Here is a 17,788-nt window from a genome sequence, read left to right as displayed (position 1 = left end):
ATATATAGCACACAACAAAATATACGATGAAGAACTATCAACCCTCTTTAGTGCGATATAAGCATATTCAATACCGTAAATGTGGTAATAGTGGACTTAAATTACCAGCCCTTTCCCTTGGATTATGGCATAATTTCGGTCATGTTAATAATTTTGAGAATAGTCGAAATTTAATACATACAGCTTTTGATCACGGGATCACACATTTCGACCTAGCTAATAATTATGGTCCGCCTCCAGGTTCTGCAGAAGAAAATTTTGGGAAAATATTGAATCAGGATTTTAAAAATCATAGAGATGAATTAATTATATCTTCCAAAGCAGGATACACCATGTGGGATGGCCCATATGGTGATTGGGGATCAAAAAAATATTTGATTTCCAGCCTTGATCAGAGTTTGAAAAGATTAGGTCTCGATTATGTAGATATTTTTTACCATCATCGTCCTGATCCAGATACACCTTTATTAGAAACTATGGCAGCTCTTGATTTAATTGTCAGACAAGGAAAAGCATTATACATTGGTATTTCTAATTATAATGCGCAACAGACACTAGAAGCTAGTAAGATACTTAAGTCCTTAGGAACGCCTTGCCTTATACATCAACCTAAATATTCCATGTTTGTTCGTGATCCAGAAAATGGATTGTTGGATGTATTAGAGAATGAAGGAATTGGTTGTATACCATTCTCACCATTAGCACAAGGCATTCTTACAGATAAATATTTAAATGGAATACCTGCAGATTCTAGAGTTGCTACTAGCGGTATATTTTTGAATGAAAATCACATCACTTCAGAAACGATTGAAAAAGTAAATAAGCTAAATGAATTGGCTAAAGAGCGTGGGCAAAAATTAGCACATATGGCTCTTGCGTGGTTGTACCGTGATAGCCGTGTTACCTCTGTATTAATAGGCTCAAGCAAACCTGAGCAAATAACAGATTCTTTGGAAGCATTAAAAAATATTACTTTCACTATTGAGGAATTAACACGTATCGATGCAATTTTAAAATTGTAAATAAGTGCTTATAATCTATAGTCATTATTTTCTTTTTAGAAAGTAATGGTGTAAATAATTGGGCTTATTAAAATCAATCATTATTTTATTTCCCTGTTAGCAATTCTATTTTATGTGTTATCAGGGAAGAAAAATTAAGCTCGTCGATTTTGGTTTGGGTAGGGTTAAGTTATTTTTTGGTAATAGTATTTCTATATGTAATACCCCATTTTCCCATTTCTAATATTATGTTGTGTAAGCTTTTTCCAAGATCTGTTAATTCATATTCTACAGTTATAGGTTTTGTATCACATATTTCTCGATTAACCAATTGATTAATTTCTAAGTCTTTCAACTCTTTCGAGAGAACTTTTGGTGAGATTTTGTCTATCTGTCGACATAGCTCCATGAATTTTAGTTTGCCTAAAAAAAACAAGTTAGAAATGATTAAATATTTCCATTTACCACCCATTATTTCTTGAACATCTGCAATTCCAGTCAATGAAGCTCTACATTCTTCTGGAATAGATAAACGCTGTTTTTTCATTTTTTACTAAGTTACTTACTTTTTGGTAACTAATTACCAATAGGTAATACATTACTTAAAGTAAGGGTATGTTAGATACATTTGTACATACTTAAAATAAATATTATATGAAAGTCGCAGTCATTGGGTCTACTGGATTTGTAGGATCTAAAATCGTTAATGAATTAGTTAATAGGAATTATGAAGTTTTCGGGATATCAAGAGACGAAAAAGTATCGGAATATGGGAACCTTACATATTTGAAACTTAATGTATTTGATACAAAAGAATTAGCCAAACAAATTGAGGGATATGATGTATTAGTAAGTGCTTATAGCTCAGGTTGGGATAACCCTAATATGCATGAAGATTTCATTAATGGTTCATTATCAATACAGCGAGCTGTAGTTGAATCAAATGTAAAACGTTATATTGTTATTGGCGGGGCTGGCAGTTTATATGTATCAGAAACTGTTCAAGCAGTCGATACGGATGAGTTTCCAGAAGCATTTAAACCAGTTGCTAGAGCCGCTAGAGAATATTTTAATACGTTAAAAACTGAAACTTCATTTGATTGGCTTTATTTATGCCCTTCATTGGAAATGCATCCTGGTATTACCACTGGTAGAACAGAGAAATATAGATATGGAACTATTCATCCAATCTTTGATGAGAATGGCAGAAGCGTAATATCAGTAGAGGATTTAGCCGTAGCAGTAGTCGATGAAATTGAAGATAAAAAATTTAATCAAACCATGTTTACTGTAGGTTATTAGTAGCCCTGAAATCAATATTAATTTTATTAATCCATAACGTTTTTAATGTTGAATTATGTTGTGGATTAATTCGTTAAATGCAATTTAAAGAGAATCTTATTAAAATAAATTTTTAAATATTATATTTAATCAGGCAATAGTGATTGACTCCAATAAATAATAAAATAGCTTATTAGAATTTTGTTTATATATGATCAAACTATAAGCAAGAAAAAAGACGAAAGTACTACCCCCGATAAGCCTATTGGATAGATCTATGAACCATGGGGATTAAATCTGAAAGATTATTTAAAATGGAGGATAAAAATATAGCTTTTTTTGAAAAGGAGCAATTTAATAAAGTACAAGAATATCGATTTATTCCAAGCCCAATACTTCAGGAATATGTTAAAGAATTTTTGATTGTAGATGTTTCAGATTTAGTGTGCTTAGAAACGCTGCCAAGTACATCGGTATCCTTAAACTATATTTTGAACGGTTCAATTGCAATGAAGAAAAAAAATGATGTTCCAATTTGTTTACCAAAGGCTTTTGCTTTTGGTATTGCTCGGACGTCACTTCGTTTTGAGTTTTCTAAAGGCACCACTTTATTTGTCATTATCTTTAATCCAGGTATGGCCTCCTCTATAATTAATACCCCTATAAATGACTTTTACGAAAAGTTTCTTTCATATGATAATTTTTTAAATCCAAACCAACTCTCATATATAGAACAAATATTCGCTAATCATAATGACTACAATGTATTGATTGAAAAAATAGAGAAATTCCTTCTTGTAGAAATTCTATGTATGCAGGAGGATGACATCATAAAAAAAGCATTATATGAAATTATTAACAAGCAAGGTTCTGTTTCAATTAAAAAAATAATAGATAAACTTCCGGTTAGCAGAGACTCTTTTGAGAAGAAATTCAGAAAACAAGTTGGTACTTCCCCAAAGAAATTTTCAAATATTGTTAGATTCAGAAACCTATTCGAAAATAAACTTGAAAAAGCAACGTTAACTGAAATAGGACTAAATGCTGGTTACTATGATCAATCTCACTTTATAAAAGATTTTAAAGTAATTACTGGCAAAAAACCATCTAACTTCTTATAGACATATTATCTACTAAACCTTATTAATATTAAACTGTCGACAAGTAAAATAATCCCCTTAAATCTTCAATTAAGACCTTAATACACACTTTATTTCAAAAATAGAGCTGTATTTATCATGTAATTAAATCTCTATTTATCTTTTTTTTCGAAAAATGATTTTTTACAATTTCACGGTTTTAAAATTTTCTTTCTTTGTTTTCCTTCTTTATGTAACGACATATTAGAAGAAATGCAATTATTCTTAATTGCATTGTGATACCTAAGAAATTAAATAACCAAAATAAAGTTTATCATGAAAAATACAACTCAGCTAATAATAGGATTTTACGCAGGAATAATAACAATTGCTTTTTTAATGCTTTTTTATTCGTTTAAGACCTTAGATAATAAATTTGATGAGATTACGGTGAAACGCATTAATATAGTCGATGATAAAGGGGTAAACAGAATGATAATTTCTAATCAAGAGCGCATGGAACCGCCCATATTATTTGGAAAAAAATACAAACGTGCACTTAATCCCGCTGGTATAATATTTTATAATGAAAAAGGAGACGAATGTGGAGGTATTGCAATCTCTAAAAATCCCGAGACCAACACCTATGCTTTAGCATTTGATTATGACAATGCGGATGCTATTGGTCTTTTAACACAGCAAAATAATAAAACTAATGCATATAAATCAGGCATTGTAATAAATGATAAAGATTTGTCAGGTAAAATTGGTGGTAATATAAATAGAATAAATTTGATGACTGAGAATGGTAATTCTAGCTTAGTTATTAACGGTCCAGATGAAAAACCAAGAATTATTCTATCTGTTGATAGTGTAGGAAATCCATTAATAAAAATGATTAATAATGATGGTAAATCAATTAAGGAGATCAGCTCTTTTAATTAATAATCTAACTGGTCCATTCGGGCAATGCCAACTTTAAAAGTAGAAAAGCTTAAATTTTAAAACAGATAGATATTATCGTTTTTGTAAAAATTTGAAGAATTTTAAACAACTCATATTATGAATCCAAATTTTGAAGCAGGAATTAACATTGCTATAAAAATACCTAAAAGTAAATATGAAAAAACCATTGTCTTTTACAGAGATATTCTGAAACTAGCAGTTGAAGAGAAGCCTATTAGCAATCTTACTATTTCCAGAACTCATCAAGTAAATTTTGGAAGTAATGTTATTTGGTTGGACTGTGTAGATAATTATACACATTCTGAAACTTGGTTACAGCTTATTGTTCCTAATATAGAGATTGCGACAAATTATTTAGAATCAAATGGTGTTAATACTTGTGACGAAATTGAAGAACTACCGAAAAATATGCATTGGATTCAGGATCCATCAGGAACAGTATTCAACTTGCAGGAAAGATAGTATAATATTTTTTTAGAATATGAATACGATTTAGGGATTATAAAATAGTTTTAGCAAAATCATTCAGTCGACTATGAGGCTTGATATTCAAGAAATAATGACTACCGATCATGAATCAAAAGTTTTTGTCGATAATGCTAACGATGCTAAAGTTCAATGGTAATAAATAAAAATCAATCCTAATGGGAAGTAGAATAGATATATCACAGCTTGAACCAGAGGCATTCGAAGCAATGCTTTGTTTAGAAAACTACTTAAAAAATTCGAAGCTTTCTAAATCACATTTCTATCTGATCAAAATTCGTGCTTCACAGATCAATGGTTGTGCCTTTTGTATCAACATGCATACAATGGAGGCATTAAAAATAGGTGAAACTGCACAGCGGATTTTCTTACTCAACGCCTGGAAAGAAACTGAACTATTTACTGAAGAAGAAAAGGTGATATTAGCCATAACGGAAGAGGTAACTTTAATATCTCAAAAAGGGTTAAGTGATGAAACGTACAAAAAAGCTGAAGTTTTTTTCGATGAAAACCAGATTGCACAAATCTTAATGGCTGTCGTAACTATTAACGCCTGGAATAGGATTGTAATAAGTACAAAAAAGGCAGTTACTTAATCAATGATATATTATTCTCTCATATGTGAGTTCGATTGATGGTAAATTTAATGATAAAGAGGTTTAGCAAAAAATATCTTAGTAAGAAATGATAACAAAGAAAGAAATTATTATCCTTGAGGATAAGCTTTACGAAGCTATGAAGAATAGAAATTTAGAAGATCTTGAAGACTTACTGCATCCTGATTTACTTTTTATAATACCAAGTGGCCAAACAATAACCAAGAAAATGGACTTGCAAACTTATCGCGATGGGAGTTTAAAAATAATTGAGCTTACACCTAAATTTGAAGAACTAAATATAATAGATGATCTGGCAGTTATTACATTACAGATGGATTTAAAAGGGAATTACAATAATGAGCCATTCGAAGCAAAATATAAATATATCCGTTTTTGGAAAAAGTTTTCTGACGGTATAAAAATAGTTGGTGGAAGTGGAGTAGTTATTTAATTAACAAATTGTAGAATGGTAATCATGGATATTTTTTATGTACGTAAGAAGGTTACTAAGCTATATACTATGCTTGAAAGCAATTATATAATTAAGTTCAATTAGTTAATATCATTTTAAATAAATATAATGGAAGAGGCAATGATAGCCATAGAGGAATTTGTGCGAGCCGGCGATAATCGTGATATAAGAGCATTGGGAAATATCTTACATGCCAATTTTCAAAATATCCAAGATGGATTTTTTGATAAGGATGGAGTTTTTGTATTTTCAAAAACAGACTATATAGAATTAATTCGCACGAAAAAATTTGGAGGAAGTCCAAGAATTATTGACTACCATTCTATAAAACAAACCGGTAATATCATTACCGTACAAGTAAAATTAGAAAGTCAATTCTTAATTTTTCATTCATTGATAGTCTGTGTGTATATAGATGGACAATGTCAAATAATAAATAACATACCTACAATTGAAGTAAAGCAATAGGTTTTGATTCTAAATTTTACAATTCCTATCACTTTCACTAGTTATACTATCATAGATTGCATCCCATAAGTCAATTCTTTTTTGAAGTGCTAGTTTAGAAACAGTTTGAATATCTAACCATTTTTGATTATCATCTTGGGCTAACTCTTCTATCATTTTGAAAGCTAATGGTCCATGCTCATCTCCGTCAAGTTCGATATGTCTTTGGAAATAGTAAATGAATTTATCTAAATCTGATTCAGGGAAGTTAATTTTTATTTCATTTAGTATTGAGGTAAACATATCTGGAATCAAATCTTCTCTACCAAATGTAAATGCTGCTGCAATTTTGTGCGGCTCTTTTGTTTCAATAATATTAAATGTGAATTTTAAAAATTCTTTTATTCTATTATCAGCTTTTAAATTTTCAATACTTTGAACTATATTTTTTGATGTTCTAATTTCAGTTAAAAAATCTATTATATATTTTGTATTTGAACCCATCGATTCCATTGCATCCAAGTACATTTCAAAATGGCTCAATCTTCTCCCATCAATATATAGATCTGATTCCTCAGCTAAAACAATTTCATTAATTAAATACCTTGTATTAGGAAATTCAGATGCAAACCAGGGAATGGAAACACACGTAAGTTCAATTTGTAATGCTTTCAATAAAGACATAAAATCCCAAACGGCATAGACATGTCCTTGTGTGAATAGTCTTAGATGATCTATATTGTTGATCTTACGATATAATGGATGATTATTTAAATAATCTTTTTCTTCTTTAATAAAAGCTTCTAAAATTTCAAATTGTTTCATTGTACAAAGTTAATTCTAGCTTATTAGTATTTTGTCTATAATCAGTAAAATTAAAATTTAATGATTATTGTATTACAATGTTATTCACGATTCGACTACATTCTCGGTGGATTGAACTAAATTATACCTTATGATTCAGACTACTTTTGTTTTATCATTTTATTTATAAAAACTCAGAAAAATGGAAACAAAAAAAGTATGGTTTGTTACAGGTGCTTCTAAAGGATTAGGGCTAACATTAATTAAGAAATTATTAAAAAATAACTTTAATGTAGTCGCTACTTCGCGGAATATTGATATTCTTATTAATGAAATAGGGGATGCTAATGAGCAATTTTTACCGCTAGCAGTTAATCTCGTTGATGATGATGACGTTAAAAAAGCTATGGAGAAAAGTATAGCATATTTTGGAAGAATTGATGTAGTTGTAAATAATGCCGGATACGGTCAAACAGGTACTCTAGAAGAACTGACAGATAAAGAATCACGAGCTAATTTTGATGTTAATGTTTTTGGAACTTTGAACGTTGTCAGAAATGTAATGCCCCACTTAAGATATCAAAATTCAGGACATATCTTTAATATTTCATCTGTTGGCGGGTTATTCGCTGGTTTCCCTGGATGGGGAATTTATTGTGCTACAAAATTTGCAGTAGCAGGTTTTACTGAAGCATTGGCCGAAGAAGTAAAAGATTTTAATATTAATGCAACAGTTGTCTATCCTGGATATTTCCGTACAGATTTTCTTAGTAAAGACTCCGTAATGACTCCTAAGTCACCTATTCAAATTTATGAAGCTGCTAGAGAATCTGAAAAAGCACATCTTGAAAATATAAGTGGGAATCAACCAAATGATCCTGATAAGGCAGCTGATGTATTGATTGCTATAAGTAAGTTTGAAAATCCTCCTGTACATTTATTGCTAGGTAGTGATGCATATGATATTTTGAATAATAAAATTGAAGCAATAACAAAAGACGCAGAAAAATGGAAAAGTTACACGCTTTCAACAGCCTATTAGTTTTTATTTACTTTAGTCTTTTTATGAGCTGTTCATCCAAGGCTCAACAACCGATTCTTCCTTCCACAAGTGAATCCTTAAGTTTAATTTCAGTTCAGTTTGATAAGTGGAAAAATAATGAGGCAAGTTTTTTTGACATATTAGCTGATGATGTGATTTGGACAGTAAGTGGAAATTCGCCAATGTCTGGCGTTTACAAAGGAAAGGCACAGTTTATAAAAAATGCTGCTGAACCTATTTTAAGTAAATTGAAAACTCCGCTAAGGCCAGAATTAATTAGCCTTACTGAAGATGAAAATTTTATTTGGCTACATTTTAAAGCGAGTGCTAAAAATATAAATGATGGAGTCTATGAAAATAGTTACATCTGGAAGATGCAATTAAAAGATAATAAAGTGATAAATTGTGTTGCGTTTTTAGACACTCATACTTTAAATGAATTAATGATTAGTAAAGAATTAAAAATGGAAAATACTATCGAAGAATCAAAAGAATATATCGGTATGTGGGTTACAGCTGACGGAAACATCAGACATGAATTGTTACCTAATAATAGATATGATGAAGCAAGGGGAAGTCGAAAAAATGCATATCAGGGCAGCTATAAAGTAACAGGAAATCATATTGATTACAAAGATGATACAGGTTTCACCGCTGATGGATATTTTAAAAATGGTATTTTATATCATGGAGGCATGATTTTATATAAACAAAAAAACTAACTTAATACAATGTTAAATACATTCCGCCTAGAATCAATAGCTCAATTTCATGCTTTTTGTAATCTTCCGCAACCTGAACACCCATTGATTAGTTTGATTGATTACAGTAAGGTATCATATCCATTTGAAGAATCAAAAATTAAATGGATTCAGAATTTCTATACTATTGGATTAAAGCGGAATGTAAATGCTAAATTTAATTATGGTCAACAACAATATGATTTTGATTCGGGTGTCTTATCGTTTATTGCACCATTGCAGTTTTTGAATTTAGAAATAAATCAAGATCTTGTTACTGAACCAACAGGTTGGTTATTACTCATTCATCCAGATTTTTTGTGGAATACGGCATTGTCTAAAAAGATAAAAACTTATGATTTTTTTCAATATGCTGTGAATGAAGCTTTATTTTTATCAGATAAGGAAGAGAAAACTATTGTTGATATACTCTTGAAATTACAAGAAGAATACCAATCAAATATTGATAAATATAGTCAAGAAATTATTATTTCTCAATTAGAAATGATACTAGTTTATGCTGGAAGGTTTTATGAACGTCAATTTATTACAAGAAAAAAATCAAATTTTGAATTGTTAACTCGTTTTGAAAATATTTTGAATGACTATTTTGATAAAGGTACGATAGTAGAAAAAGGTATACCATCTGTATCAACCATTGCAGATAAATTAAATATTTCTGCAAATTATCTAGGTACACTATTAAGAATGCATACTCAACTGACTACGCAACAACATATTCAGAATAAAATCATCGATTATGCAAAACAGCAATTGACGACAACCAATCTATCGGTTAGCGAAATAGCTTATGAGCTTGGTTTTGAGCATCCGCAATCTTTTAGTAAGCTGTTTAAACAGAAAACAAACCAAACTCCTTTAAAATTTAGGCAGTTATTTAATTGATTATTACTTGGAGCTTTTGAACTAAGTAACTTAAAAGAATCAGAAAGTTTTGCGCATCGTGATTATGTTTGATGATTTCTGTGATTTGAGAGTCTTATTTATTATGTAATTAATAGGAGTAAGTACTGAATATTGTTAAAAGCGCAATTATTGAGCGATTTTATTTGTGTTAATTGTAATTTGGATAATTTTAATAGTTAAAAATTATTAAATCTTAAATATGTAGTTTTCTGGTAGACATTAACATTCTACATTTGTGGTATAAAATTTACCAATTATAGATGAACAATATGTTGACAGATTGCTTGAATCAATTCGAAAAGCAACGCGAGGAATGCCTAACTATAACACTTTTAGCAAACAGCTTATGGAAAGATCGAAAGGTGCTTTGTTTGTATCATGGCTACAGCTTAGTAGATGAAAAAGTAGATCATCTCCTGAATTTTCACCGTCAATCAGTAGCAGAGCTAACCGCGTACAAGCTACATAGCATATTGGCGATACTTAAAGATTTAGTGTGTTTGCCTGAACTTCCTGCTGTGATTGATGTTGGACTATTGAAGGATAGTTTTGATGAAAGTCAGAGCATTAATAAGGAGTCATTGATCGCTAAATTATGGGCTATACATCTCCAGCATTCTTCTGTTGTAAAAGATGTTGTTCTATATGGTTTTGGACGTATCGGTAGGATTCTAGCGCGTGAGTTTTGTTCTGATCCTGCACTAAAAGTTCAACTTTCCTTGCGCGCTGTAGTAACGCGTGATCCTGTTAATTTAAGTACACTACAGAAGCGAGCATCTTTGTTAGCTAAAGATTCTATTCACGGTCCATTTAAAGGTAGAATTGATATTGATGAGCAATCCCATAGCTTAATAATTAATGGCATTCCAGTAAGATTTATATCCGCACAAGATCCTTCTGAAGTTAATTACCCTGATTATGGCATTGACAACGCTTTACTAATTGATAATACAGGGAAATATAGAGATAAGAAATCATTAACAAACCATCTACCTAGTGGGGGCATTGCAAAGGTAATTGTAACTGCTCCCGCAAAAGATATTCCCAATGTTGTCTTTGGTGTAAACCATACGGATGGTATTAAGCTTGATCAACAGCTGTTTTCAACAGCATCATGTACCACAAATGCAATAGCACCTGTATTGCAGGTTTTGGATAAACAATATGGTATAGCTAAAGCGCATATCGAAACGATTCATGCTTATACCAACGATCAAAATTTAGTAGATAATATGCACGCAAAGGCTAGAAGGGGACGTGCCGCAGCTTTAAATATGGTGATTACGGAAACAGGTGCTGGAGCAGCAGTCGCTAAGATAATCCCTAAGCTTAAAGATAAAATTACGGCTAACGCTATTCGTGTGCCTATAGCTAATGGCTCGCTAGCTATACTTGTAGTAGAACTTTATAAGAAAACTTCCATGACAGCTATTCATCAGTTGATTATGTCTTTTGCTTTAAAGCCAGCGAAGCATAAACAGATAGACTTAAGTTTTGATGAAGACTTAGTCTCTTCGGATGTTGTAGGCAATCCAGCAGCTGGAATTATTGATGCTACTGCAACATCTTTATCTGCAGACGGTCATACCTTAACACTCTATGTTTGGTACGATAACGAGTACGGCTATTCCATGCAAGTACTTGGGTTTGCAGGCTATTTAGCAAAGGATCATATGGAAGTTAATGCCGCTAATGAAGTTGGTTTTGAAGTGGTTGATTTACTGGAGGTCTATAATTAGTTATTTGTTAGCATGATATGTAATTCCTTTGTGCAGCACATGCATGATGAAGTGGAAGCTGGGGTTATAACAGTAGGTTTGTCAGCTGTATTAATGGATATTTCATTGGCAGCAGTAGCTGTTAGTAGAATAGTAAATAGAAATGTCTTTGATAGCCTAGTTATGGTACCAGAGACGGTAAATACACATGGGGAAAAGCAGCATAGGCTTGATATGAAAGCGCATGATATTTTTGTTTCTTTTCTAAAAAAGGGTAAACGCTGTAATTACTTGATATCTGAAGAATGTGAAGATACCATTGATCTGCACAATGATTTATACGATGATTCGGTGTACACCGTTTGCATGGATCCTTTGGATGGATCCTCGAATATCGATGTCAACGTGTCGGTAGGTTCTATATTCTCTATATACAGTCAAGAGTGGCAATCGAAAGCTGGTTTGACTCCAATAAAGTCTGGACAGGAGCAGCGTGTGGCTGGATACGTTATTTATGGTACATCAACCACGATGGTGATTACTTTTGGCACTGGAGTGTATGGCTTTACCTTAGACTACGTTACTGGAGAATTCTTGCTTACTCATCCAAATATTAGGCTTAGTAAGTCAGGTAGTTCCTATGCTATAAACGAAGGTAATTCGGAAGATTTTCCACATCAAATACGAGAGTTTTTAGCATTCTGTAAGCAGTCTGATTTTGAGAATAACTTGCCCTATAAATCTAGGTATGTAGGTTCTATGGTAGCGGATATACACCGTACCCTTTTGCAGGGAGGAATATTCTTATATCCTTCCACATCGACACACCCTAAGGGTAAACTAAGGCTATTGTATGAATGTAATCCAATGGCTTATATTATTGAGCAGGCAGGGGGATTAGCAATCGATGGGATGCGACCTATTCTTAGTATTCCTGTATTAAAAAATCATCAAAAGGTTCCTTTCATTGCAGGTAGTTATAATATGGTTAAGAAGGTGCTTAACCTGTATTCGAATGAAAGTATTAATAACCATGTTTACTATAGTTGTTAGATAGATTTCAAAATAATTGTACTGTGTAATTGTTTTGTTTAGTCGGGTCCAGCCTTGTGCTGGGCCTTTGTTTATACTGCTTTTAAAGAGTTAATGCGGTACACTAGCTATTAAGTGTGTGAAGTTTGCTGTGATTTTGATTAAATGCTATCTTTTTTTGCTTATAAATGTAGGTGTTTTGATCTTTCTCAATCATAGCAATAATTTTGATGCTATTGATTGTAATCTGTTATATTTATTCATATCGGATTATTCTAACTTTTATTCAATTCCTTATGCGTAAAATGAACCTTACTCGAGAACAGCTATATAATATGGTGTGGGAAAAGCCACTTAGTTTTATTATTGAATCTTATGGTGGAACATATCAAGAGGTACAGGATTTACTTAAAAAATATAATATTCCATCTCCTGAAAATGGATATTGGTCACGCATAAGAGCAGGGCATATTATTGCAAAAACTGATCTGCCTTATCATGCTGGCTCGAATTCTGAAATAGTTAGTTATGAGCCTAAGGAAAAAAAGAAAAGGATTAAGTCTAATGATATTGCTCGTGTAATACAAGTTATTAGAAAAGTTGGAAAGTTAGATGAATTGGTCATTGAAGCTAAGAAGGCTTTTCAAAATCAAAGCAAAGGGAAGGATGATAATAAGCTTATCAGTATTGCTTATGACACATTGGATATTAACGTTAGTCCGAAGTTGATTGATCGAGCTCTTGAGTTCTACAATTTGTTAATTATAGGAGTAAGGCGTATTGGGGGCACAATTTCAGTAAAGCAAAATCATTCAGCTATTATTTACAGTGGTGAAACATTGGAAATGTCATTGCGAGAAAAACAGAATCGTATCGAAAAAGAAAATCCAAAATATTCCTGGGAATCTTATGATTATGTTCCATCAGGTTTGCTTTATTTTAAATTGGGTGAGCATTCTTGGGATTCTAAAGAATGGAAGGATACATCTTATACAATACTAGAAGATAAAATTGAGGATATACTTCAGCATATACAAAAGGAAGTAATCAAGATTCAGGAACTTAGGTTAGAGAATCAGCAACGTCAATTGGAGCATGAAAAAGAACGGCAGCGAAAGCTCGAAATTGAACAGCGACAAACCTCTGAAATAAATAATTTTATAGCGATTAAAAACAATGCTGAATTATGGCAAAAAGCTAAAATTATGCGAGAATATCTATTGGCGATGGAGGAATCTGCTATTAAGAATGGTACATATGATGTGAAAATGCAAGAGTATGTAGAGTGGGCTAGAAAAAAAGTGGATTGGTATGATCCTCTTGTTGAGCTTGAGGATGAGCTGTTTGATAAATTAGATAAAATAACATTGGCAATGCCTAAAAAGTATGGTTGGTAATATTGTTTTTTAACATTGTTTTTTGTTACAGCGTGTCCCTTTCGGGGCGGGCTTTTTGTTGTAATCTCTTTTGAAAAGAGGATTTATACGACAATCCCTTACGGGTTTGATTTAAAATAGATTGAAAAATATTATAAGTTGATATTTGATGAAAATTAATTCTATATATTGAATTTTTGTAAAAACTTTGGGTATTTATGTGATTTTATAGGATACATAGCTTTATCATTTTCAATAATTAAATATACGAACATGTTTAAATTGGAGAAATTTAGTATTTGATGAAGCTTAAATATTAATGTTTTCCATCTCGTAATATATTACTGAAATCTTAAGTAATATATTACGAGATGGAAATTACTATCAATGTTGAAAGTAGCTCAAAAGCTTTTTATGATGTACTATTTTAATATATTTAACTTTTTAAAATATTGGTTTTTTTAATGATCAAATTTTGAATGTAAATAATTTTGATTTTTTAAAAATCTTTAATCTATTTTTAACTTATAAGTTCAAAAATCAATATAATGTCAAACCAAGTTACTATACGTACCATATCTGAGAAGACTAAGTTTTCATTAACTACTGTGTCTAGAGTTTTGAATGGAACTTCTGATAAATATCGGATTTCAAAAACCACTCAAGATTTAGTAATGGCTGAAGCATCACGATTGGGTTATATTCCTAATATGGCTGCCAAAACTCTTCGTTCGAACAAAAGTAATACTATCGGTTTGATTGTTCCTTCATTAAATAATCCGTTTTTCTCTACTTTAGCAAGTACTATGGCTAAGATATTATTTAGTCATAGTTATGTAGTAATGATGAGTGATTGTGATAATAACGAAAAGGAAGAAAAGAAAATAATCCAATCATTATTGTCTCAAAATCTATTAGGAATAATTGTAATTCCTACAAGTAGTAAACGTAATTATGATATACTAAATAGTGTTAATAAGCCTACAGTTTTTATAGATCGCTATTTTTCAGAAATGAACTTCTTTGCAGTTGCTTCCAATCATTACAAGTCTTCAATGAAATTAATGGATTATTTGGTTAGTATGGGACATAAAAAAATAGCTTGTATTCAAGGTGATGAGATGGTAATATCAAATCAATTGAGGACAGAAGCATACAATGATGCAATATCTAAATATAATTTTTCGTATCAATATCTTGGTGGAAATAGCTTTACTGCAGAGAAAGGTTATTTAGAAATGAAGTTATTACTAAATAAAAAGGAACGACCAACCGCCGTATTAGCCCTGAGTGATACTATATTAATTGGGGTGCTTAAAGCAGTTAAAGAGGCAGGATTAGTAGTGCCTAACGATTTGTCTATCGTGTCAATTGATAATTCAACTTACTTAGATTATTTAGAAACACCTATTACCTCTATCGACCAACCTGTGCTCCAAATAGCTGAACTTGCTATAGACCTATTAATTTCTCAAATTAAAAAATCAGCTAGATTATCTCATTTGGATGAAGATAAATTAATATTGTTAGATTCAAATTTAATAATTCGTTCTTCTGTTTTAGATTTGAATAATTAGCTTATATATTTAAAATTACATTCGTTGTCGCTTTTTGTGTAAAAATTTTTTATAATTAGTAAATGTATAAATTGTTGAAATACTATAGTTTATGTATTTATTTTTTTAATAAAATTTGTTTGGTAAATTATTTTGTTTTATAATTGCGATAACGTTGTCGCACAGCGTTCCAATTATAAACGAAAAACTTTAACCATTTATGTCTCATAATAAAAACATTGTCGTAATAGGTAGCATCAATACGGATATGGTCGTCATGACCAAATATTTTCCAGCACCAGGAGAAACTATATTGGCGGATAGCTTTTTTACTAATCTAGGAGGTAAGGGAGCTAATCAAGCAGTAGCTGCTGCTCGCTTAGGAGCTACTGTAACTTTAGTCAGTAACCTTGGGGATGATCTTTTTGGCAATCAAGCTATTAATCAACTGTCTAAAGAGAATATTGATGTCTCTTTAATCACAAAGGACGAATATGCTAATTCAGGCATAGCACTTATTACAGTAGATGAAAATGCTGAAAATACGATTGTTGTTGCATCTGGTGCTAATGCCCTTTTATCATTTAATAATATTAAAGAATTAGATGAAAAAATAAATAACAATTCAATAGTAGTAATGCAACTGGAAATACCTTTGGGAACGATAGAGCAAGTTGCTTTGTTTTCCAAAAGTAAACACGCAACTATTATTCTTAATCCTGCTCCAGCACAGCTGCTTGATGCAAAAATATTGAATAATATAGATATTCTTACACCTAATCAAGCTGAAGCTAAATTATTGTCAGGTGTTATAGTATCCGATGAGAAATCAGCTCATGAAGCAGCTCTTTGTATAAGTAAATTGGGTCCAAAAATTGTCATTATAACAATGGGGGCAAAGGGAGCATATGTTTATGATTCTAATACAGGATACTTAGTTCCAGGTTATAAAGTCAATGCTGTGGATACAACTGCAGCTGGTGATATATTCAATGGTTCATTGGCTGTAGCATTATCTCAATTTCAACCATTGAAAGAGGCAGTCATATTTGCTACAAAAGCGTCTGCATTGTCTGTTACGAAAGCTGGTGCGCAATCTTCAGCACCAATGATGGAAGATATCACTTTGTTTTTTGATAACTAATTAATTATATACTAAAATTCTAATTTATGTTTATTGTAAAAGATTATAGCTTAGCTGTACTGCTATGCTTTATTACAATGCTCTGCTGGGGGTCGTGGGGCAATACACAAAAAATGGCTTCCAAAAACTGGCGTTTCGAGTTATTTTATTGGGATTATGTAATTGGCATGGTATTGCTTTCTTTGATTTCAGCTCTAACATTGGGCAGTTTTGGAGATGGAGGAAGATCATTTTTAGCAGACATCCAACAAGCCGATAATTCTAATATGATTTCTGCTATTATTGGAGGTATTGTTTTCAATGCAGGTAATATTCTTCTTTCTGCGTCAATTTCCATAGCGGGGATGGCAGTTGCTTTTCCAGTTGGTGTGGGGATAGCCTTGGTTTTGGGGGTAATTATAAATTATTTGGCCTCTCAAAATGGTGATCCAATTTTTTTATTCGGAGGAGTATCTTTAGTGGTAATAGCTATCATCCTGAATGCTCTGGCCTACAAGACCAATAAAGCAGGAACTTCAAATAATAAATCTTCAAAAGGACTCTGGTTAGCAATAATTGCGGGAATATTAATGGCATTTTTTTATCGCTTTATAGCCGCATCTATGGATTTAGAAAATTTTAACAGTCCTGAATTAGGTAAAATGACACCTTACACTGCATTTTTTGTGTTTTCAATAGGTGTTCTACTTAGCAATCTTTTATTCAATACATTGCTAATCAAAAAGCCTTTTATAGGAGAACCTACAAATTATAAAGCCTATTTTTCTGGATCAATACGTAATCATATGACAGGGATTATGGGGGGAATAATCTGGGGGATAGGTAATGCGTTAAATCTAATGGCTGCAGGTAAAGCAGGAGCTGCAATATCTTATGGTTTAGGTCAAGGTGCAACTTTAGTGGCTGCACTTTGGGGAGTTTTTATTTGGAAAGAATTCAAATCTTCTCAACCAGCAGTCAATGGTAAATTAGCTTTGATGTTTCTATTCTTTGTTCTTGGAATAGGACTTATTATAATTGCTGGTTCTTAGAACCATTTTATAATAAAGCATTTACATACATCTATAATAACCAATAAATTATTGAAAAATAATTTAATCTATCACCATAAATCATTT

19 protein-coding genes are annotated in these 17,788 nt (G+C 31.7%); 17 read left to right on the top strand and 2 right to left on the bottom strand.

What is annotated here, in order from left to right:
• Positions 1–26: 26 nt before the first annotated feature.
• A complete protein-coding gene (mgrA, locus tag IPZ78_RS14215) occupies positions 27–1,022 on the top strand; it encodes an L-glyceraldehyde 3-phosphate reductase (protein ID WP_225554655.1) in 996 nt (331 codons plus the stop codon).
• A gap of 169 nt (positions 1,023–1,191) precedes the next feature.
• Here the strand turns inward: mgrA and IPZ78_RS14210 are convergent, their stop codons facing one another.
• Positions 1,192–1,548 carry a winged helix-turn-helix transcriptional regulator gene (locus IPZ78_RS14210; RefSeq protein WP_225554654.1) on the bottom strand — a complete coding sequence of 119 codons (357 nt, stop codon included), beginning with the start codon at positions 1,546–1,548 and terminating at the stop codon, positions 1,192–1,194.
• A gap of 107 nt (positions 1,549–1,655) precedes the next feature.
• On the opposite strand from IPZ78_RS14210, the gene IPZ78_RS14205 reads away from it, so the two are divergent.
• From IPZ78_RS14205 to IPZ78_RS14175, 7 genes are all read left to right on the top strand, one after another.
• Entirely contained in the window at positions 1,656–2,303 is a 648-nt protein-coding gene (locus tag IPZ78_RS14205) for an NAD(P)-dependent oxidoreductase (RefSeq protein WP_225554653.1), read from the top strand.
• Between the two features lie 263 nt (positions 2,304–2,566).
• Complete coding sequence (locus tag IPZ78_RS14200; protein ID WP_225554652.1) at positions 2,567–3,403, top strand: AraC family transcriptional regulator; 837 nt, start codon at positions 2,567–2,569, stop codon at positions 3,401–3,403.
• A 294-nt stretch (positions 3,404–3,697) separates the two neighbouring features.
• The gene (locus tag IPZ78_RS14195; RefSeq protein WP_225554651.1) at positions 3,698–4,306 is read left to right on the top strand and encodes a hypothetical protein; all 609 of its coding nucleotides are present in this window, start codon (positions 3,698–3,700) and stop codon (positions 4,304–4,306) included.
• A 117-nt stretch (positions 4,307–4,423) separates the two neighbouring features.
• On the top strand, positions 4,424–4,789 hold the full coding sequence (locus IPZ78_RS14190; protein WP_225554650.1) for a VOC family protein: 366 nt from the start codon (positions 4,424–4,426) through the stop codon (positions 4,787–4,789).
• A gap of 182 nt (positions 4,790–4,971) precedes the next feature.
• The gene (locus IPZ78_RS14185) at positions 4,972–5,409 is read left to right on the top strand and encodes a carboxymuconolactone decarboxylase family protein (RefSeq protein WP_225554649.1); all 438 of its coding nucleotides are present in this window, start codon (positions 4,972–4,974) and stop codon (positions 5,407–5,409) included.
• 88 nt (positions 5,410–5,497) lie between these two features.
• A complete protein-coding gene (locus IPZ78_RS14180) occupies positions 5,498–5,863 on the top strand; it encodes a nuclear transport factor 2 family protein (RefSeq protein ID WP_225554648.1) in 366 nt (121 codons plus the stop codon).
• 129 nt (positions 5,864–5,992) lie between these two features.
• Positions 5,993–6,352, top strand: a complete 360-nt coding sequence (locus IPZ78_RS14175) for a hypothetical protein (protein WP_225554647.1) — start codon at positions 5,993–5,995, stop codon at positions 6,350–6,352.
• 9 nt (positions 6,353–6,361) lie between these two features.
• On the opposite strand, the gene IPZ78_RS14170 is transcribed toward IPZ78_RS14175, so the two are convergent.
• Positions 6,362–7,156 (bottom strand): DUF3050 domain-containing protein, encoded by a 795-nt coding sequence (locus IPZ78_RS14170; RefSeq protein ID WP_225554646.1) that lies wholly within the window; start codon positions 7,154–7,156, stop codon positions 6,362–6,364.
• Between the two features lie 181 nt (positions 7,157–7,337).
• On the opposite strand from IPZ78_RS14170, the gene IPZ78_RS14165 reads away from it, so the two are divergent.
• The 9 genes from IPZ78_RS14165 to IPZ78_RS14125 all read left to right on the top strand — a co-directional run bounded on the left by IPZ78_RS14165 (position 7,338) and on the right by IPZ78_RS14125 (position 17,701).
• Positions 7,338–8,177, top strand: a complete 840-nt coding sequence (locus IPZ78_RS14165) for an SDR family NAD(P)-dependent oxidoreductase (RefSeq protein WP_225554645.1) — start codon at positions 7,338–7,340, stop codon at positions 8,175–8,177.
• Positions 8,144–8,899 carry an Atu4866 domain-containing protein gene (locus IPZ78_RS14160; protein WP_225554644.1) on the top strand — a complete coding sequence of 252 codons (756 nt, stop codon included), beginning with the start codon at positions 8,144–8,146 and terminating at the stop codon, positions 8,897–8,899. Before IPZ78_RS14165 ends, IPZ78_RS14160 begins: the two co-directional genes overlap by 34 nt.
• 9 nt (positions 8,900–8,908) lie before the next feature.
• Entirely contained in the window at positions 8,909–9,823 is a 915-nt protein-coding gene (locus IPZ78_RS14155; RefSeq protein ID WP_225554643.1) for a helix-turn-helix domain-containing protein, read from the top strand.
• A 290-nt stretch (positions 9,824–10,113) separates the two neighbouring features.
• Positions 10,114–11,583: a glyceraldehyde-3-phosphate dehydrogenase gene (locus IPZ78_RS14150; protein ID WP_225554642.1), complete on the top strand. Its 1,470-nt coding sequence runs from the start codon at positions 10,114–10,116 to the stop codon at positions 11,581–11,583.
• A 39-nt stretch (positions 11,584–11,622) separates the two neighbouring features.
• Complete coding sequence (locus tag IPZ78_RS14145) at positions 11,623–12,615, top strand: class 1 fructose-bisphosphatase (protein ID WP_225554641.1); 993 nt, start codon at positions 11,623–11,625, stop codon at positions 12,613–12,615.
• A 275-nt stretch (positions 12,616–12,890) separates the two neighbouring features.
• Positions 12,891–13,991 (top strand): hypothetical protein, encoded by a 1,101-nt coding sequence (locus IPZ78_RS14140; protein WP_225554640.1) that lies wholly within the window; start codon positions 12,891–12,893, stop codon positions 13,989–13,991.
• A 527-nt stretch (positions 13,992–14,518) separates the two neighbouring features.
• Positions 14,519–15,547, top strand: a complete 1,029-nt coding sequence (locus tag IPZ78_RS14135) for a LacI family DNA-binding transcriptional regulator (RefSeq protein ID WP_225554639.1) — start codon at positions 14,519–14,521, stop codon at positions 15,545–15,547.
• 199 nt (positions 15,548–15,746) lie between these two features.
• Positions 15,747–16,670 carry a ribokinase gene (rbsK, locus tag IPZ78_RS14130; protein WP_225554638.1) on the top strand — a complete coding sequence of 308 codons (924 nt, stop codon included), beginning with the start codon at positions 15,747–15,749 and terminating at the stop codon, positions 16,668–16,670.
• Between the two features lie 26 nt (positions 16,671–16,696).
• Positions 16,697–17,701: a GRP family sugar transporter gene (locus IPZ78_RS14125; protein ID WP_225554637.1), complete on the top strand. Its 1,005-nt coding sequence runs from the start codon at positions 16,697–16,699 to the stop codon at positions 17,699–17,701.
• Positions 17,702–17,788: the final 87 nt, after the last annotated feature.

This window comes from Sphingobacterium bovistauri, assembly GCF_020295405.1.
Lineage (GTDB): Bacteria > Bacteroidota > Bacteroidia > Sphingobacteriales > Sphingobacteriaceae > Sphingobacterium > Sphingobacterium bovistauri.
Note: the sequence above shows the minus strand (reverse complement) of the source record. Positions and strands in the feature narration are given on the sequence as shown.

Coding starts and splice junctions, on each gene's coding strand:
- mgrA (WP_225554655.1), top strand. CDS start 27: ATGAAGAACTATCAACCCTCTTTAGTGCGATATAAGCATATTCAATAC.
- IPZ78_RS14210 (WP_225554654.1), bottom strand. CDS start 1,548: ATGAAAAAACAGCGTTTATCTATTCCAGAAGAATGTAGAGCTTCATTG.
- IPZ78_RS14205 (WP_225554653.1), top strand. CDS start 1,656: ATGAAAGTCGCAGTCATTGGGTCTACTGGATTTGTAGGATCTAAAATC.
- IPZ78_RS14200 (WP_225554652.1), top strand. CDS start 2,567: ATGGGGATTAAATCTGAAAGATTATTTAAAATGGAGGATAAAAATATA.
- IPZ78_RS14195 (WP_225554651.1), top strand. CDS start 3,698: ATGAAAAATACAACTCAGCTAATAATAGGATTTTACGCAGGAATAATA.
- IPZ78_RS14190 (WP_225554650.1), top strand. CDS start 4,424: ATGAATCCAAATTTTGAAGCAGGAATTAACATTGCTATAAAAATACCT.
- IPZ78_RS14185 (WP_225554649.1), top strand. CDS start 4,972: ATGGGAAGTAGAATAGATATATCACAGCTTGAACCAGAGGCATTCGAA.
- IPZ78_RS14180 (WP_225554648.1), top strand. CDS start 5,498: ATGATAACAAAGAAAGAAATTATTATCCTTGAGGATAAGCTTTACGAA.
- IPZ78_RS14175 (WP_225554647.1), top strand. CDS start 5,993: ATGGAAGAGGCAATGATAGCCATAGAGGAATTTGTGCGAGCCGGCGAT.
- IPZ78_RS14170 (WP_225554646.1), bottom strand. CDS start 7,156: ATGAAACAATTTGAAATTTTAGAAGCTTTTATTAAAGAAGAAAAAGAT.
- IPZ78_RS14165 (WP_225554645.1), top strand. CDS start 7,338: ATGGAAACAAAAAAAGTATGGTTTGTTACAGGTGCTTCTAAAGGATTA.
- IPZ78_RS14160 (WP_225554644.1), top strand. CDS start 8,144: ATGGAAAAGTTACACGCTTTCAACAGCCTATTAGTTTTTATTTACTTT.
- IPZ78_RS14155 (WP_225554643.1), top strand. CDS start 8,909: ATGTTAAATACATTCCGCCTAGAATCAATAGCTCAATTTCATGCTTTT.
- IPZ78_RS14150 (WP_225554642.1), top strand. CDS start 10,114: ATGTTGACAGATTGCTTGAATCAATTCGAAAAGCAACGCGAGGAATGC.
- IPZ78_RS14145 (WP_225554641.1), top strand. CDS start 11,623: ATGCATGATGAAGTGGAAGCTGGGGTTATAACAGTAGGTTTGTCAGCT.
- IPZ78_RS14140 (WP_225554640.1), top strand. CDS start 12,891: ATGCGTAAAATGAACCTTACTCGAGAACAGCTATATAATATGGTGTGG.
- IPZ78_RS14135 (WP_225554639.1), top strand. CDS start 14,519: ATGTCAAACCAAGTTACTATACGTACCATATCTGAGAAGACTAAGTTT.
- rbsK (WP_225554638.1), top strand. CDS start 15,747: ATGTCTCATAATAAAAACATTGTCGTAATAGGTAGCATCAATACGGAT.
- IPZ78_RS14125 (WP_225554637.1), top strand. CDS start 16,697: ATGTTTATTGTAAAAGATTATAGCTTAGCTGTACTGCTATGCTTTATT.